Source organism: Enterococcus sp. LJL98 (assembly GCF_054871745.1).
Map to the genome: position 1 here is coordinate 67,101 of NZ_JBTXLU010000007.1, position 15,213 is coordinate 82,313.

General features: G+C 37.1%; 16 protein-coding genes and 1 riboswitch. Of the genes, 12 read left to right on the forward strand and 4 right to left on the reverse strand.

Features of this window, described 5'->3' with window-relative positions; all coding sequences use genetic code 11:
- Positions 1–170: 170 nt before the first annotated feature.
- The gene (locus ACYSNO_RS07120) at positions 171–749 is read right to left on the reverse strand and encodes a nucleoside/nucleotide kinase family protein (RefSeq protein ID WP_461730377.1); all 579 of its coding nucleotides are present in this window, start codon (positions 747–749) and stop codon (positions 171–173) included.
- A gap of 285 nt (positions 750–1,034) precedes the next feature.
- Positions 1,035–1,964 (reverse strand): LysR family transcriptional regulator, encoded by a 930-nt coding sequence (locus ACYSNO_RS07125; RefSeq protein ID WP_461730378.1) that lies wholly within the window; start codon positions 1,962–1,964, stop codon positions 1,035–1,037.
- A 133-nt stretch (positions 1,965–2,097) separates the two neighbouring features.
- On the opposite strand from ACYSNO_RS07125, the gene metE reads away from it, so the two are divergent.
- From metE to ACYSNO_RS07185, 12 genes are all read left to right on the forward strand, one after another.
- Complete coding sequence (gene metE / locus ACYSNO_RS07130; protein WP_461730379.1) at positions 2,098–4,344, forward strand: 5-methyltetrahydropteroyltriglutamate--homocysteine S-methyltransferase; 2,247 nt, start codon at positions 2,098–2,100, stop codon at positions 4,342–4,344.
- A 3-nt stretch (positions 4,345–4,347) separates the two neighbouring features.
- Entirely contained in the window at positions 4,348–5,208 is an 861-nt protein-coding gene (gene metF / locus ACYSNO_RS07135; RefSeq protein ID WP_461730380.1) for a methylenetetrahydrofolate reductase [NAD(P)H], read from the forward strand.
- 136 nt (positions 5,209–5,344) lie between these two features.
- Positions 5,345–5,442: riboswitch (guanidine-I (ykkC/yxkD leader) on the forward strand.
- Positions 5,443–5,496: 54 nt separating this feature from the next.
- A complete protein-coding gene (locus ACYSNO_RS07140; RefSeq protein ID WP_461730381.1) occupies positions 5,497–5,826 on the forward strand; it encodes a DMT family transporter in 330 nt (109 codons plus the stop codon).
- On the forward strand, positions 5,827–6,141 hold the full coding sequence (locus tag ACYSNO_RS07145) for a DMT family transporter (RefSeq protein WP_461730382.1): 315 nt from the start codon (positions 5,827–5,829) through the stop codon (positions 6,139–6,141). It abuts the gene before it with no gap.
- Between the two features lie 108 nt (positions 6,142–6,249).
- On the forward strand, positions 6,250–7,278 hold the full coding sequence (locus ACYSNO_RS07150) for a LacI family DNA-binding transcriptional regulator (protein WP_461730383.1): 1,029 nt from the start codon (positions 6,250–6,252) through the stop codon (positions 7,276–7,278).
- Between the two features lie 140 nt (positions 7,279–7,418).
- Positions 7,419–8,666, forward strand: coding sequence for an ABC transporter substrate-binding protein (locus ACYSNO_RS07155; protein ID WP_461730384.1), 1,248 nt, complete (start codon positions 7,419–7,421; stop codon positions 8,664–8,666).
- Between the two features lie 19 nt (positions 8,667–8,685).
- The gene (locus ACYSNO_RS07160; RefSeq protein ID WP_461730385.1) at positions 8,686–9,558 is read left to right on the forward strand and encodes a carbohydrate ABC transporter permease; all 873 of its coding nucleotides are present in this window, start codon (positions 8,686–8,688) and stop codon (positions 9,556–9,558) included.
- A 12-nt stretch (positions 9,559–9,570) separates the two neighbouring features.
- Positions 9,571–10,395: a carbohydrate ABC transporter permease gene (locus ACYSNO_RS07165; protein ID WP_461730386.1), complete on the forward strand. Its 825-nt coding sequence runs from the start codon at positions 9,571–9,573 to the stop codon at positions 10,393–10,395.
- Between the two features lie 31 nt (positions 10,396–10,426).
- Positions 10,427–12,637, forward strand: a complete 2,211-nt coding sequence (locus ACYSNO_RS07170; RefSeq protein ID WP_461730387.1) for an alpha-galactosidase — start codon at positions 10,427–10,429, stop codon at positions 12,635–12,637.
- A 137-nt stretch (positions 12,638–12,774) separates the two neighbouring features.
- Entirely contained in the window at positions 12,775–13,098 is a 324-nt protein-coding gene (locus ACYSNO_RS07175) for a PadR family transcriptional regulator (RefSeq protein WP_461730388.1), read from the forward strand.
- Positions 13,088–13,672, forward strand: coding sequence for a DUF1700 domain-containing protein (locus ACYSNO_RS07180; RefSeq protein WP_461730389.1), 585 nt, complete (start codon positions 13,088–13,090; stop codon positions 13,670–13,672). The genes ACYSNO_RS07175 and ACYSNO_RS07180 overlap by 11 nt, the downstream gene beginning before the upstream one ends.
- The gene (locus tag ACYSNO_RS07185; protein WP_461730390.1) at positions 13,672–13,866 is read left to right on the forward strand and encodes a hypothetical protein; all 195 of its coding nucleotides are present in this window, start codon (positions 13,672–13,674) and stop codon (positions 13,864–13,866) included. The genes ACYSNO_RS07180 and ACYSNO_RS07185 overlap by 1 nt, the downstream gene beginning before the upstream one ends.
- 46 nt (positions 13,867–13,912) lie before the next feature.
- Here ACYSNO_RS07185 and ACYSNO_RS07190 read toward each other — a convergent pair whose 3' ends face one another.
- Both ACYSNO_RS07190 and ACYSNO_RS07195 read right to left on the reverse strand, forming a co-directional pair.
- Positions 13,913–14,332, reverse strand: coding sequence for a DUF2871 domain-containing protein (locus ACYSNO_RS07190; RefSeq protein ID WP_461730391.1), 420 nt, complete (start codon positions 14,330–14,332; stop codon positions 13,913–13,915).
- Positions 14,329–14,952: a TetR/AcrR family transcriptional regulator gene (locus ACYSNO_RS07195; protein ID WP_461730392.1), complete on the reverse strand. Its 624-nt coding sequence runs from the start codon at positions 14,950–14,952 to the stop codon at positions 14,329–14,331. The genes ACYSNO_RS07190 and ACYSNO_RS07195 overlap by 4 nt, the downstream gene beginning before the upstream one ends.
- Positions 14,953–15,213 lie beyond the last annotated feature (261 nt).

Genomic DNA, 15,213 nt, shown 5'->3' on the forward strand with positions numbered 1-15,213 from the left:
AAATTATGATATTCTAAATAAGTTGTAAAATATGGAAGAAAACAACTAACATGACAAGTTGTCTCTATCAGATACGTCAGTAGTCGTATCTGATAAAAAAATTCAACCGTATTTGAAGAATACTCACACAAAAAATCCTGCTTATCATCGATTTCAGTAGCTTTAAATCACTAACAGATAGAATGACAATTCTCTTTTGTAATAAGGGGTTCTATCATTTTCAATTCTTTTAACTTTTCAATTTTCATTTCCGTAGTTAGTGTTCCATCTAGAATATGGTCAGCAGTGGAAGAAATCAAGCGATCATGTTCTAAAAAGATAGGACGAGCATAATTAATATATGTTTCTGCCCAATCTAAAATATCTTGTTTATCCTTATCTGAGAAATCTCTGATTATTTGACGAGCGAAAGCAATATCTAATGGTGTTTTTAAGTAGATCACTTTATCAATATACGGTTTTAAAACATTGTGCTCATACCCAAATGGAAAATCAATCAAAATAGAATCATATTGATTGATTACTTTTTCTAAGTCTTCTATCAATGGACGAATGTCATACTGATTCACTGCTTTTTTAGAATCTTCTAAGAATAGGTCAAGCGACGGTGCGGATGGTAGTGCGTCTATACTGTAATCGTCAAAGGATATAATAAATGAGTTTTTGATATCTTTCGATAATTTTTTTATTAAGGTTGTCTTTCCTCCAGCTGTTACTCCACTAATAACAATAATTTTCGCTTTAAACATAATTAGTTCCACTCCTCTTAACATTAATAGTAACGACTGATATCTTTATTACTATAAACATTTCACATTATCATTACAATTAGTATTTTCAATAAATAACGAAGATTCATTTATATGGATCGATAGAACAATCATTTAACACTCGCGATCAGAACGATTCTATCAGCCTAATGATTCAATAACCTCCTAACATTCCAAGCTGCCTAAAAAACATAGAAAAATAAATCCCAAACGCTTAAGTATCAACGAGTCCCTTTTAAGAAAACAAGAGCGGTTAATGTAGCCTTATTTCTCCTCATAAATCTCAAATCCAAAGCCTTGAATATGTTCTTTTAGCATGGTTAGGTAAGAACGGGCAATTGGGCTGAGTTCGCGATTTTTTTGTTTCAACCAACCAAGAGTAATGGTATCGTCATACTCTAAAGGAATGGCAACAATCTTGTCATCGTTCAGTTCACTACTAATAATCCCTGAACTAATCGTATAGCCATTGAGCCCAACCATCAAGTTGAAAATCGTTGCCCGGTCACTGACTTGAATATTCATTTTCCGCACCCAAGTACTTAAAATTTCTTCCGCAAAATAAAAGGAATTATTTTCGCCCTGCTCATAAGAAAGATACGGATAATCTTCCAAATCTTTTAAGGTCAGGGATTTTTTTTGCGTTAAAGGATTGTCACGGCTGACAAAAACATGGGGTTTGGCATCAAAGAGAGGCGTGAAGACGAGATTCTTTTCTTTAAAAAGTTTCATCATGACTTGTTGGTTAAAGGAATTTAAGTATAAAACGCCTAATTCACTGCGGAAACTCGTTAAGTCAGTAAAAATATTTTCTGTTTCCGTTTCTCTTAAGGTAAAACTATATTCTTCCGTATCTACCGTTCGAATCAGCTCAACGAAAGCATGGACGACGAAAGCATAGTGTTGAGCAGAGACTGAAAAAGCTTGTTTTCTTGGTTGATTGTCTTTGTATTTTGCTTCAAGTAAGTTGACTTGATCGAGGATTTGTCGACTATAGGCAAGAAATTCCCGGCCATCTTCCGTTAAGGTCACTCCACGAGGGTTGCGTAAAAGCAGCTGCACCCCCATCTCACTTTCGAGTTCTTTAATCGCATTGGAAATACTTGGTTGGGTTAAGAATAAGTCTTTGGCTGCTTCGTTAATCGAACCTTTTTCGACAATTTTTTCTAAGTATAGTAATTGTTCTAAGCGCATAAAATCCCTCCTGTTTTTCATACTATAGCAGAGGGTATAGTTTTAAGCTATATCTAGCTCCTGTTTTTTTCAATTATCCCAAAGTTTAGAAGCATGATAGATTATTAGCTAACAACTCAAGGGGGAATCATCTATGACAACAACCATTATCGGTTTTCCAAGAATCGGAGAACAACGAGAATTAAAATATGCGACGGAAAAATATTTCCGCAATGAAATAACAGTAGAAGAGCTCGAAGCATTTGGAAAAGCACTTCGTCAAAGACATTGGAACTTAGTCAAGGAAAGTGGCGTCCATACGATTCCAAGTAATGATTTTTCTTTCTATGATACGACTTTAGATACGGCTTTTTTATTTAACTTAGTGCCAGCTGAACTTGAGCAGATTGAATTGTCAAGTTTAGATAAATACTTCGCCCTTGCTCGTGGCTACCAAGGGGAAAAAGGAGACATCAAAGCGCGTCCAATGAAAAAATGGTTCAATACCAATTATCACTACATCGCGCCTAAAATCGAAGCAAGTACAAAAATCAAACGAGTCGGAACAAAAATTTTCGATGAATTTGAAGAAGCCAAAGCACTAGGAATTGAGACTCGTCCAGTTATTGTAGGACCTTACACCTTGCTTCATTTAAGTGAATTGGATGAAGACGTGGACCGCCAAGCCGTCATTCATGACTTGGTAAGTGCCTACCAAGAGACCTTCGTGAAACTAAAAGACTTAGGTGCTGAATGGATTCAGCTTGACGAACCTGCTTTAGTTAAAGATTTAGCTGAGACAGAAATTGCAGAATTTAAAGGCATCTATGATGAATTATTAAAGGACGCAACCATCAAAGTTTTATTACAAACCTATTTTGGCGATGTGCGTGATATTTACGATGTCTTAATCGACCTGCCTTTTGCGGGGATTGGTTTAGACTTTATTGAAGGGATCCAAAACAAAGCTTTCGTTCAAAAGGGATTTCCAGCAGATAAAATTTTATTCGCCGGTGTGGTCAACGGGAAAAACATTTGGCGTAATAACTATCAAGCCAGCTTGGATTTATTGAAAGAACTGGCAGTAGAAAACGTGGTACTGTCGACGTCTTGTTCCTTGCTTCATGTGCCATTTACGACAGAAAATGAAACCTTTCCAACTGAAGTGAAAGAGCACTTTGCCTTTGCGAAAGAGAAGCTGACCGAGCTACTTGAATTACAGGCGATTTTGGCAGGCGAAGGAGATACCTATTTAGTTGCCAATCAAACATTATTTACAAAAGAACGTTTTGAAAAAAATGTCGCTTTAAGTCAAAAAATTGCAGGATTAACGGAGGCCGATTTCACACGTACACCCGCATTTTCTGAACGAGAAGTCTTACAAAGAGCGCAATTTGATTTACCGGTACTTCCAACAACGACAATTGGTTCTTTCCCACAAACGAAAGAAGTCAAACAAACCCGTGCGAAGTTTATCCGTAAAGAGATTGACCAAGAGACTTACGATGCTTATATTGCTGCCCAAATTGATGACTGGTTAGCGTGGCAAACAGCAATTGGACTGGATGTACTCGTGCATGGAGAGTTTGAACGAAACGACATGGTCGAGTACTTCGGTCAAAACTTATCAGGTTATTTATTCAGCCAAAATGGTTGGGTCCAGTCTTACGGCACTCGTGGTGTGAAACCACCAATTATTTGGGGTGACGTGGTTCGTGAACAGGCGATTACAGTGAAGTGGTCTGAATATGCCCAAAGCCGTACCGATAAAATTGTCAAAGGAATGTTAACCGGTCCAGTTACGATTTTAAATTGGTCCTTCCCACGTGAAGACATTAGTTTAAGAGAGTCAACCTTACAAATTGCCTTTGCTATTCAAGAAGAAGTCTTGGACTTAGAAAAACATGGCATTCAAGTCATTCAAATTGATGAAGCGGCTTTACGTGAAAAATTACCACTGAGAAAAACCGATTGGCATGATGAGTATTTAGAATGGGCGATTCCTGCTTTCCGTTTGGTGCATAGCCGAGTACAAGCTAGTACGCAAATCCATACCCACATGTGTTATAGCGAGTTCACCGATATTATTTCAGCAATTGATCAAATGGATGCCGATGTGATTTCCTTTGAAGCTTCGCGTTCCAATTTATCGATTCTTGATGAATTAAAACGTCAAAACTTTAAGACGCAAGTCGGACCAGGAGTCTATGATATTCATTCTCCTCGAGTGCCATCTGTGGAAGAAATAACGAAAACAATTCAAACGATTTTAACAAAAGTACCACTCGAAAAAGTATGGGTGAACCCAGACTGCGGATTGAAGACGCGTGGGATTCCAGAAACAAGAGCAAGTTTAGCAAATATGACGGAAGCAGTAAAAGAGCTAAGAAAGGGGCTGTAGTCTATGCTTCAAGGCTTATCTTTTGAGGTTTTCCCTCCGAATACAACTGTCGGAGTGAATAAGTTAACCCAGACATTGCAACAGTTGCAGGCATTAGAACCGGCGTTTATTAGTGTGACGTGTAGTAATGGTACGAATAATGTGGCGAACACCACAGTTAAGGTTGCCAGTTACATTCATCAAAAATTGCATATTCCAACAATTGCTCATTTACCGGCAACCTATTTGTCAAAAGAGGAAGTCGATGAAGTCTTAGAACAATTGGCTGCTCGAGGGATTTATCAAGTATTGGCTCTACGTGGGGATATTTTACCAGAAATGTCTCCCAAAGATGATTTTCAATACGCAGATGAGTTAACCAGCTACATTAAAGAAAAAGCACCACAATTTCAATTAACGGGTGCTTGCTACCCAGAGATTCATCCAGAATCCAAGAATCGAATTACAGATATTCAAAACTTAAAGAAAAAAGTCGATGCAGGCTGTGAACAGTTGATTACCCAACTATTTTTGGACAATGAATTATTCTATCGTTTTCAAGAATCTTGTGACTTAGCAGGGATAGATGTCCCCATTTTGGCGGGTATCATGCCGATTGTGAATCGAAACCAAGCCTTACGGTTAATTAAAACAACCCAAACGGCTTTGCCACGTAAGTTTTTAGCGATTTTAGAAAAATATGAACACAATCCAGTTGCCTTGCGAGATGCAGGACTCGCTTATGCGGTGGATCAAATCGTCGACTTAGTGACACAAGATGTTTCTGGCATTCATTTGTATACCATGAATGATGCTCAGATTGCACAGCGCGTTGTGGAAAACACCCAATCACTATTCAATCAAAAGTTAGTAAGCGTGGTATAAAAAGATTGGTTGGCCTTTTTAAGAAGGTCAGCCAATCTTTTCGCTTATTTTGCTAGGAAATTGCCTAACGTAATGTAAGAAATTTCTTACATTAGCCATTTTTAGTCAAAAATCGTTTATACTAAAATAGTAGAATAAAAAGATTTCCTAGGGTTCCGTATGCCTCGCATAGTCTGGTCCAAGTGGAAACGCGTAAGCAATTACGTCACGCGGAAGGATAAAAGCCTGGGAGAGTATTGGAGACAATATTCTCTCAGGTTTTTTGATTAAACGAAAGGATTGAAGGAAATGAATAGAAGTTGGTTTGAAATTATCGTTGCGGCATTTTTTGAAGTCTGTTGGGTCGTTGGCTTAAAGCATTCTGTGAATCTCATACAATGGATGGGGACAGTCATTGCAATTGTGATTAGCTTTTATTTACTAATCAAAGCGACACAAAAACTACCTGTAGGAACGGCTTACGCTGTTTTTGTAGGATTAGGGACAACTGGAACAGTTCTCTTAGATGCGATATTATTTAAGGAATCGTTATTTCCGTTGAAAGTGATTTTTGTGGCACTCTTATTAGTCGGCGTGATTGGTTTGAAGAAATTAACGGATCAGAAGGAGGGGAACTAGATGGCTTGGATATACTTACTATTCGCTGGTTTTTTTGAGATGTTAGGTGTTTCTTTCATTAATTATCTAAATGAGAAAAAGAACATTCGATCCTTAGTTGCACTTGTCCTAGGCTTTGGTGCTAGTTTTTTCTTTTTAAATTTAGCGATGAAAGTATTACCGATGAGTACGGCCTATGCGATTTGGACAGGCATCGGTGCTTCTGGAGGGGCTTTAGTCGGGATGTTTGTCTACGGTGAAGCGAAAGATTGGCGTCGAATGGTATGCTTGTTTCTGATAATTGGGGCAGCGGTGGGATTGAAGGTTGTGTCTTGAGATAAAATTATTTGAAATGTTTACTTGTTTATGGGGGATAAGATTGCTTTTTTTTGATTTATGTGTTTATATTTTAGTAAACACCTAATAAGAGAGGCGATGATATTTATGGCTGGGATTAGAGATGTCGCAAAACGTGCAGGTGTATCGATTGCAACGGTATCGCGCGTGTTGAATGAAGACCCTACATTGTCAGTTACAGAAGAAACAAAGGAAAAAATTTCAGAATCAGTTACTTTTTTTAATTATAAAAAGAAAAAAACGACAACGAATAAGAAAAAAAAATTGAATGATCTTATTTTAATTACAACAGTTTCGGAGAGTGACGAATTAGAAGATCCTTATTTTCGACGTATACGTAGAGGAATTCAATTAGAAGCAGAGCGTAAAAAAATAGTGATACAAAAGACAATCCGTTTAAGTGAAACACCACTGGATGTAAAAGATTTAAAAAATTGTGGTTCAGTTTTAATTATAGGGCAAGTTCTTCCCGCTGTCATTGAACTTGTTAAAGCTAGTAATCCAAATCTCGTTGTGATTGATGATTCTCAAGTCAATCAAGATATTGATGCAGTCTATACAAATTTTCAAGCTGCTACCTATGCACATCTAGAACGTCTGTATGACAATGGGCACCGTAATATTTCTTTTATTGGCGGAAAAAGAATATTGTTAGATGCTACAGGTAAAAGGCACGAATGTGAGGAAGATCAGAGGCAATTGGCATATGAATCTTGGATGAGAGAAAAAGACTTAGAAAAATACTGTTCTGTTTTTCTTAATGGCTGGACAACGTTAGACGGGATTAAATCTTGTGAAAAATTATTAATGGAGAAAAAAGAGCTCCCTACAGCAATTGTAGTTGGCAATGATCCGATAGCAGTGGGAGTCTATCGAGCGCTACAAAAAAGGCAATTTATGATTCCAAAAGATGTTTCAATAGTAAGTTTTGATAACATCGAGGTAGCAGAGTACTTAACGCCGTCTTTAAGTACGGTGAATATTCACACAGAAGAAATTGGGAAATTAGGTGTACGTTTAGCAGAGGAATTAATGAGTAAGGTCAGACAGGTTCCGATTCAGGTTAGTGTTTCTTATGAAATGATTCTACGTGAAAGTGAAAGAAAAATAGTTTGAAATAGCAAGTGAACACGATAAGAGTGTTCACTTGCTATTTGTTCACTTTATTTTTAACTAAAACTATTGACATTTAACTTAGTTAACAGTTATGATGTAATTACTAAAAGAAAGCGCAAACAAAAAAAGGAGAATGGAAAATGAAAAAAAACAGAAGTTTATTTTATGGAATAACAATTCTGGGGGCAGCCTTATTATTGGGAGCTTGTGGAAATGGAAAACAGGCAGATGATGGAAAAGTAGAAATTGAATTCTTTAGTCAGAAAAAAGAAATGCAAGGAACGTTAAATGAAATTATTCAAGATTTTGAAAAAGAAAACCCAGAAATCAAAGTCAAATTTACAAATGTACCTGATGCTGGAACAGTTTTAAAGACACGTATTTCTAGTGGAGATGTACCAGACGTCATTAATGTTTTTCCACAAAATGCAGATTTTCAAGAGTGGGCAAAAAATGATATTTTCACAGATTTAACGGATAAAGAGTATTTAAATAATTTATCCGAAGGTGCTGGAGAGACGTATGCGATTAATGAAAAAATCTACTCTGTTCCATTGACAAGTAATGCTTGGGGATTTTTCTATAATGTAGATAAATTTACAGAATTAGGGATCGAACCACCGAAAACATGGAAAGAATTTGAGAAGCTTGTTCAGAAAATTCAAAGTGGAGAGGAAGTTCCGTTTGCTTTATCTCTAACACAAGCAGATGCATGGACTTTAAATGGATATCACCAATTAGCATGGGCAACTGTAAATGGAGGATTCGAAGGTGCAAATGCGGCACTCGTGCATAGTCCTAAGGGAGATATTAAAGTTGGAAATTCAGATTTTGATAAAGTGACGGAACAATTGGATTTATTAAATGGTTCCGGTCAAAAAAATGCTACGGGTGCGACATATGATGATGCGGTTTCAGCATTTGCTAAAGGAGAAGCCCTAATTTTCCCCAATGGTATCTGGGCATTACCTGCGATTCAAAATCAAAATCCCGAATTCAAAATTGGAATGTTTGCGTATCCTGGTCAAAATGCGGGTGAGGAAATGACCGTTGGTGCAGCAGACCTAGCACTATCTGTTTCAGAGAGCTCAAAAAATAAAGAAGCTGCCGATAAATTTGTGGAATATATGACAACGAAAGAAGCGATGCAAAAATACTATGATGTTGATGGAGCACCAACTTCTGTCACTGCTGTTGATACAGAAGGAAGATTTCCTGAGACAGAAGGTGTGACACAATATGTATTTACTGATCAACAAATTGTTTGGTTGCAAAAAGAGTGGACTTCAGAAGAAACGTTCCATCATTTAACAGTAGAATACGTTAACAATCAAGACCCGTCACAACTAGCTAACAATTTAAATAACTTCTTTGACACAATGAAGTAAAGATATGGGGAGAAGAATAATGAAAAAAGGAAGTTTACTCAATCGGAACTGGGCATACATATTCATACTTGTGCCTCTCTTGTTGCAATTAATCTTTTTCTATGCACCAATGATTCAAGGGTTCTACTACAGTTTTACTGATTGGACAGGCTTGACGAATAACTACAATTTGATAGGATTAAAAAACTATCAATCGATTTTGGCAGATCAAAAATTCATGAAGTCTGTTAGTTTCACTGTAATTTTTACAATTGGATTAATTGTTGGAGAAATTTTAATAGGCGTATTTGTTGCTCGGTTTTTAAATCGAAAGATGAAAGGTATTGGTTTCTTCCGAACAGCATATTTTTTTCCAGCAGTATTAAGTACCGTTACTTTGGGATTAATCTTTAAACAAGTTTTTAACTATGGATTACCACAACTGGGTGAAAAGTTAGGTATAGGATTCTTAGAACAAAATTTAATAGCCAATGAAAAAACTGTTTTTTGGGGCGTCTTATTTGTTGCTTTATGGCAAGGAGTTGCGATGCCTATTGTCATATTTTTAGCGGGTTTACAGAGTATCCCAGAGGATATCCTGGAGGCCGCATCAATTGATGGGGCGACTAATCGCCAAAAATTTCGTCATATAGAATTGCCATATCTTTTACCTTCACTAAGTATGGTTTTTATTATGGCATTAAAATCAGGGTTAACTGCATTTGATTTGATCTTTGCTTTAACAGGTGGTGGGCCTAGTGACAAAACGACAACATTGGGTTTACTTGTCTATAATTATGCATTTAAAAGTAATCAATATGGATATGCTAATGCGATTGCGGTTGTATTATTCTTAGTCATTGCTGTCATATCAGTCTTACAAATTCGAATGTCTAAACGATTCGAAGTATAGGGGGAGAAGAAGATGAAACAAAAAGGAAGTTTTTTTAGTTATTTATTTTTAACGTTAGGATTTATCATCATTTTTATCCCGTTATACCTAACTGTTTTGAGTTCGTTTAAAGAGACAAATCAAATCACAGGGAACTTTTTTGGACTACCAAATCCATTTACGATGAATAACTTCCAACGATTGATTGATGACGGAATCGGACAATATTTTTTCAATTCTACGGTTATAACAGTATTAGCAATAGGGTTGATTACATTATTTGTTCCAATGGCTGCTTTTTCAATCGCAAGGAATATATCTAAGAAAAAGGCCTTCGCTTTATTATACTCGTTCTTAATTTTAGGGATTTTTGTGCCGTTTCAAGTAATCATGATTCCGATTACTTCAATGATGACCAAGTTAGGGCTTTCAAATATTTCAGGCTTGATTATTCTTTATTTAGCTTATGCTGTTCCACAGACATTGTTTTTATATGTAGGTTACATTAAAACGGCGATTCCTGAAGAATTAGATGAAGCTGCTGAAATGGATGGCTGTGGAAAATTTCGAATGTATTTTAAAATAATGTTTCCACTGATGAAGCCGATGCATGCGACAACTTTGATTATCAATGCTCTATGGATTTGGAATGATTTTTTATTACCCTTGCTTCTTTTAAACAAAGATGCTTCGAATTGGACTTTACCGTTATTTCAGTATAATTATCAGGGACAATATTTTAGCGATTATGGTCCGTCATTTGCTTCCTATGTTATCGGGATTATCGTTATTTTATCTGTGTACTTAGTTTTCCAAAGGAACATCATCTCCGGAATGACGAATGGATCGGTGAAATAAAAATATTATTATTAATGAAAGTGAGTAAAAAATGATTAAATATAGTGATGAGAAAAAAGTTTTTCATTTAAGTAATGAAGCTATTAGTTACTTGATTGAAGTGGAAGAACATGGATATTTAGCACATTTATATTTTGGGAAGAAGGTGAGTCATTATTCAGGTCACTATCAATATGTGAGAGACATGCGTTCATTTGGTCCTTATCCAGAGGAGGCGAATCATGATAAATTTTCCCTTGACACCGTCATGCTTGAATATCCAGGATATGGTTTCGGTGATTTTCGAGAGCCAGCCTACAATTTTAAGTTAGCTGATGGGAGTCGAATTACGGATTTTCGATACGATTCTTTTGAAATTGTCCATGGGAAAGTTGTGATTGAGGGCTTGCCGCAACTCTATACGACAGAAAAAGAACAGGCCCAAACATTAGTTATCACTTTGAAAGATCCAATTGCACAACTTGTTTTAAAGTTAAATTATACGATTTACCGTGACTATCCAGTGGTGATTCGCTCAACGGAGATAGTCAATGAAAGTGAGCAAACCATTGAAATCAATCAATTGGCCAGTCAATCCCTTGATTTTCCGAATCGCTCATTTGAATTGATTCATTTTAATGGTGCTTGGGGAAGAGAACGGCAACTAACGCGTGAACCGGTTGAGATCGGAACGAAGGTCTTGGATAGCAAGAGAGGTTCGAGTAGTCATCATCAAAATCCTTTTATCACACTCGTCGAACCGACAACAACAGAGTTTCAAGGCGAAGCGTATGGTGCTTGTCTCGTCTATAGTGGGAACCATCAAACAATGATTGAAAAAGACAACTACAAGCAAACAAGAGTTGTGATGGGAATGAATCCTTTTAATTTCGCTTGGCAATTACAACCAGGTGCTCGTTTTCAAACACCCGAAGTGGTAAATGTTTATAGTCATCAAGGTCTGAATCAAATGTCACAAACGTATCATGAGTTATTCAATCACCACTTAGTTCGCGGACAGCATCAATTTAAAGAACGTCCAATTTTAATCAATAATTGGGAAGCCACTTATTTTGATTTCGATGATGAAAAAATTCACGGAATTGTTGATGAAGCTCAAAAATTAGGGATTGAAATGTTTGTTTTAGATGATGGTTGGTTTGGAGAGCGAAAAGACGATCATCGTTCATTGGGCGATTGGTTTGAATATGAAGGGAAGCTGGCACAAGGCTTAGAAGGAATTTCACAGTATGTGCATGACAAAGGTATGAAATTCGGCTTGTGGTTTGAACCGGAAATGATTTCAAAAGACAGTGAGTTACACCGTCAACATCCAGATTGGGTCTTATCTGTTCCGAATCGTCCACGTTCGTTAAGTCGTCAACAGCATGTTCTAGACTTTTCTCGTGCCGATGTCCGCTCGCATATTTTCAATCAAATGGTTGCGATTTTAGATCGGGTACCAGTGGACTATATTAAATGGGACATGAATCGAAATATGACGGAGGTCTATTCTTTATTACTTGATCCTTCAATGCAAGGCGAAGTTTCCCACCGCTACATTTTAGGTCTGTATGATTTTATGGAAAAATTAACGCAACGTTATCCTCAGATTTTATTCGAAAGTTGTTCAGGTGGTGGCGGACGTTTTGATGCCGGTATGCTGTATTATATGCCGCAAACGTGGACAAGTGACAACACTGATGCAATTGCTCGCTTAAAAATACAATACAGTACAAGCTTCGTCTATCCAATCTCATCAATGGGGGCGCACGTATCTGCCATCCCTAATCATCAAACGGGGCGTCAGACAAGTCTTGAAATTCGTGGGAATGTTGCCATGTCTGGGGTTTTTGGTTATGAACTTGATTTGACTCAGCTAACAAAAGAGGAAAAAACGGAAATTATTGAACAAGTACAGTTCTATAAAACACATCGCACATTGCTTCAATACGGAACCTTTATTCGTCTAAAAAGCCCATACGAAGAAAACGAGGTTGCTTGGATGTTTGTATCAAAAGATCAAAAAGAAGCATTGGTGTTTTATTTCCGCGTACTCGCAGAGGCATCTTCCGCTTATGTGACGTTGAAACTGGCCGGGCTGGTCGCGGATATGACTTATCAAGTGAATGGACAGTTGATTTCAGGTGAGGAGTTAATGCATATCGGAATCTATATGCATCCAAATTTATATGGCGATTATGCCACCCAGTCATTTGTTTTAAAAGCTGATGAAACCTCTAATCCCGAGGAAATCCTTTAAGTATCGCAAGAAGCATGTAAACCGTTATTAAGAAAACGGTTTGCATGCTTTTTTTAGTGATGTTGAATAAAAAAAGCAAAAAAAACTTGACCATCAATACTATGCAATGTATAGTATTGCGTATAGGGAGGTGTCCTATGGATATTCAATTAAAAAAAGGCTTGTTAGAGTATTGTGTCTTGGCGGTCTTGAAGAAGAAAGATTCGTATGGGTATCAAATTATTAAAGATGTCTCTGAGTACGTCGAAATATCCGAGTCGACTTTATACCCGATTTTAAAACGTTTAGAAAAAAATGATTGCGTCGTGACTTACTCGGTTGCGCATAATGGCCGTTTAAGGAAATATTATCAAATTACTTTAATTGGAGAGCATCGCGTTCAAGAGTTTTTGACCGATTGGCAACAAGTGATGGCCATTTATCGATTTATAAAAGGAGAGGATTCATCCGATGAAAGCTGAGTTTTTAGAAGAGTTAACAAGCGAGTTGACAGCATTAAGCAAAAGGGAAAGAGCGAGATTTGTGTCTTACTATGCAGAGATGATCGAGGACTATTTAGAAGATGGGTTAAGTGAGGCGGATGTGTTTAAACAAATCGGTGAGCCGCGAGAAATCGCGCAGCAAATTTTAAAAGAACAAGAAACGTCCTTTTCAAAAAATACAAATTCGAGTAATAAGGTACTCACGATCGGTTTATTGATTTTAGGTTTTCCTTTGTGGGGAAGTTTATTGGTTGCGGTAGCTGCGCTATTCTTTTCTGCTTATTTGATTATTTGGTGTGTGCCTTTGACGACCATTTTGCTAACTTTTGGTTTTTTTGTTGGGGGATTAGTTAGTATCATTGGTCTCCCTTTTATGCTGGCAGATATTTTTATCATTGGAGTAATTCAGCTAGGAATAGGATTGTTGTTGTTAGGGCTAGCGATTCTTTGTGGTCTCGTGACTTATTATTCAACGAAAAAGATGCAGGCTGTTACAAAAATGAGTCTTGAGAAAATGACACAAATTTTCCGTAAGAAGGTGATTGTAAGATGATGATTGAAGCGTCGAAACAAAGATTACTGAAAATCGGTATTGTTCTCGTTGTATTAGGTAGTATGATTGCGATTCTTGGTTTTTCAATGAGCCGTTCAAACCGGGAAACTTTGCACGAAATGGGTCATTATAAATGGTACCGCACGATTTATGTAGATCCAGAATATCTGATTGATTCGTTTTTTATAGATTAAAAAAGGCATGCGCTCGTCAACAAAGTGAGGGGCGCATGCCTTTTTCTTAAGAATCTCTTGCTTCTGTTTTTTTGATTGCAGATAAAAGGCTTTGGAAGAAGAAAAAGAGTCCAATCGTTAAAATGATATGACCTAACCCAGCCATGCCACTAATTGCCGCGTGGTCTGCTTTACCTAGAACTTGCATAATTCCATGAATAACCATCATCAAGACAGTTAAGCCGAATCCGCTGTTGTAAAAGATATAAAACTTCTTGAAATTTTTTTCTTCGGATAAGTGAAAAGCGTGGTCAAGTAGTAAGACAATCAAGAAGAAAAACATTCCTAAGATTAATAAATGCGTGTGCAGGACACTGAGTTGCGTAAATCCACGAAAGTCATTCATTTTGGTAAATTCACGATAAAATACACCCGAAATCAATCCGATAATGGCATAAGTCATGCTTGCTCTTGCTAATTTGTTCATTGTACATCATCCTCTTTCTTTTTGTGTAGTATTCCTTGTGTCAACCACTTCACGCGATAATCAAAATCAGTCAAAAACTCCTCTGTCGTCCAATCGTTAATAATCCAATTCGTGAGTGAATCAACGACCATTTCGATGAGAAAGAAAAATAAATGGTCCGCTTCTTCATTTGAGTGCGTCTGATAGTTGTTTTTTTCAAGCAATGCGAGCCATTGCTTTGCTTGAACAGAACTTTTCTTTTCACGCGAGCGTTTCATGGTTCTTTGATGATTGGTCCGCGTCAAGAGAACTAAGCCTTTCCAATCAGTTGACTGGCGATCGAGCTGGGTGCACCAGACAAAGTATTGACGAATACCAAGGAAAAAATTCGAATCGGCTTGCTGGACAAAATCGAAAATATCACGGTGAATCATGGCAGAATATTTTTTGACGATATAGGTATGTGCGTCTGTTAAATCTTCAAAGTATTTATAAAAAGCACCACGAGACATCGCCATTTGCTTAACAATTTCAGAAACATTGACTTGGCTAAGGTGTTGTTCGAAAAATACATTGAGTAAAATATCATCGATTCGTGCTTGTCGCTCGCTTGATAAATTCAAAAAAGTTTCTTTAGGCATCCAGATTTTCCTCCTGTTTTGATTTTTTTCGCTAGTTACAAACAAGGTAGTGACACTTTGTCACTTTTATAAAATAGCATATGAGAAGCAAAAAGTCGAAGAAATTGCTTCGTTGTTAGCTTAAAAAGAAGGGGAAAGTAAGAGTAAAAATCGATAAATGACGATGTGCATGGGAAGAGGGAGTAGTGTATGAGAAGCGTAAGCCTCTTCAATAATATTTTTCTAATTTCTAGTAGGAATTGGTTGTCAACACACCTTTTT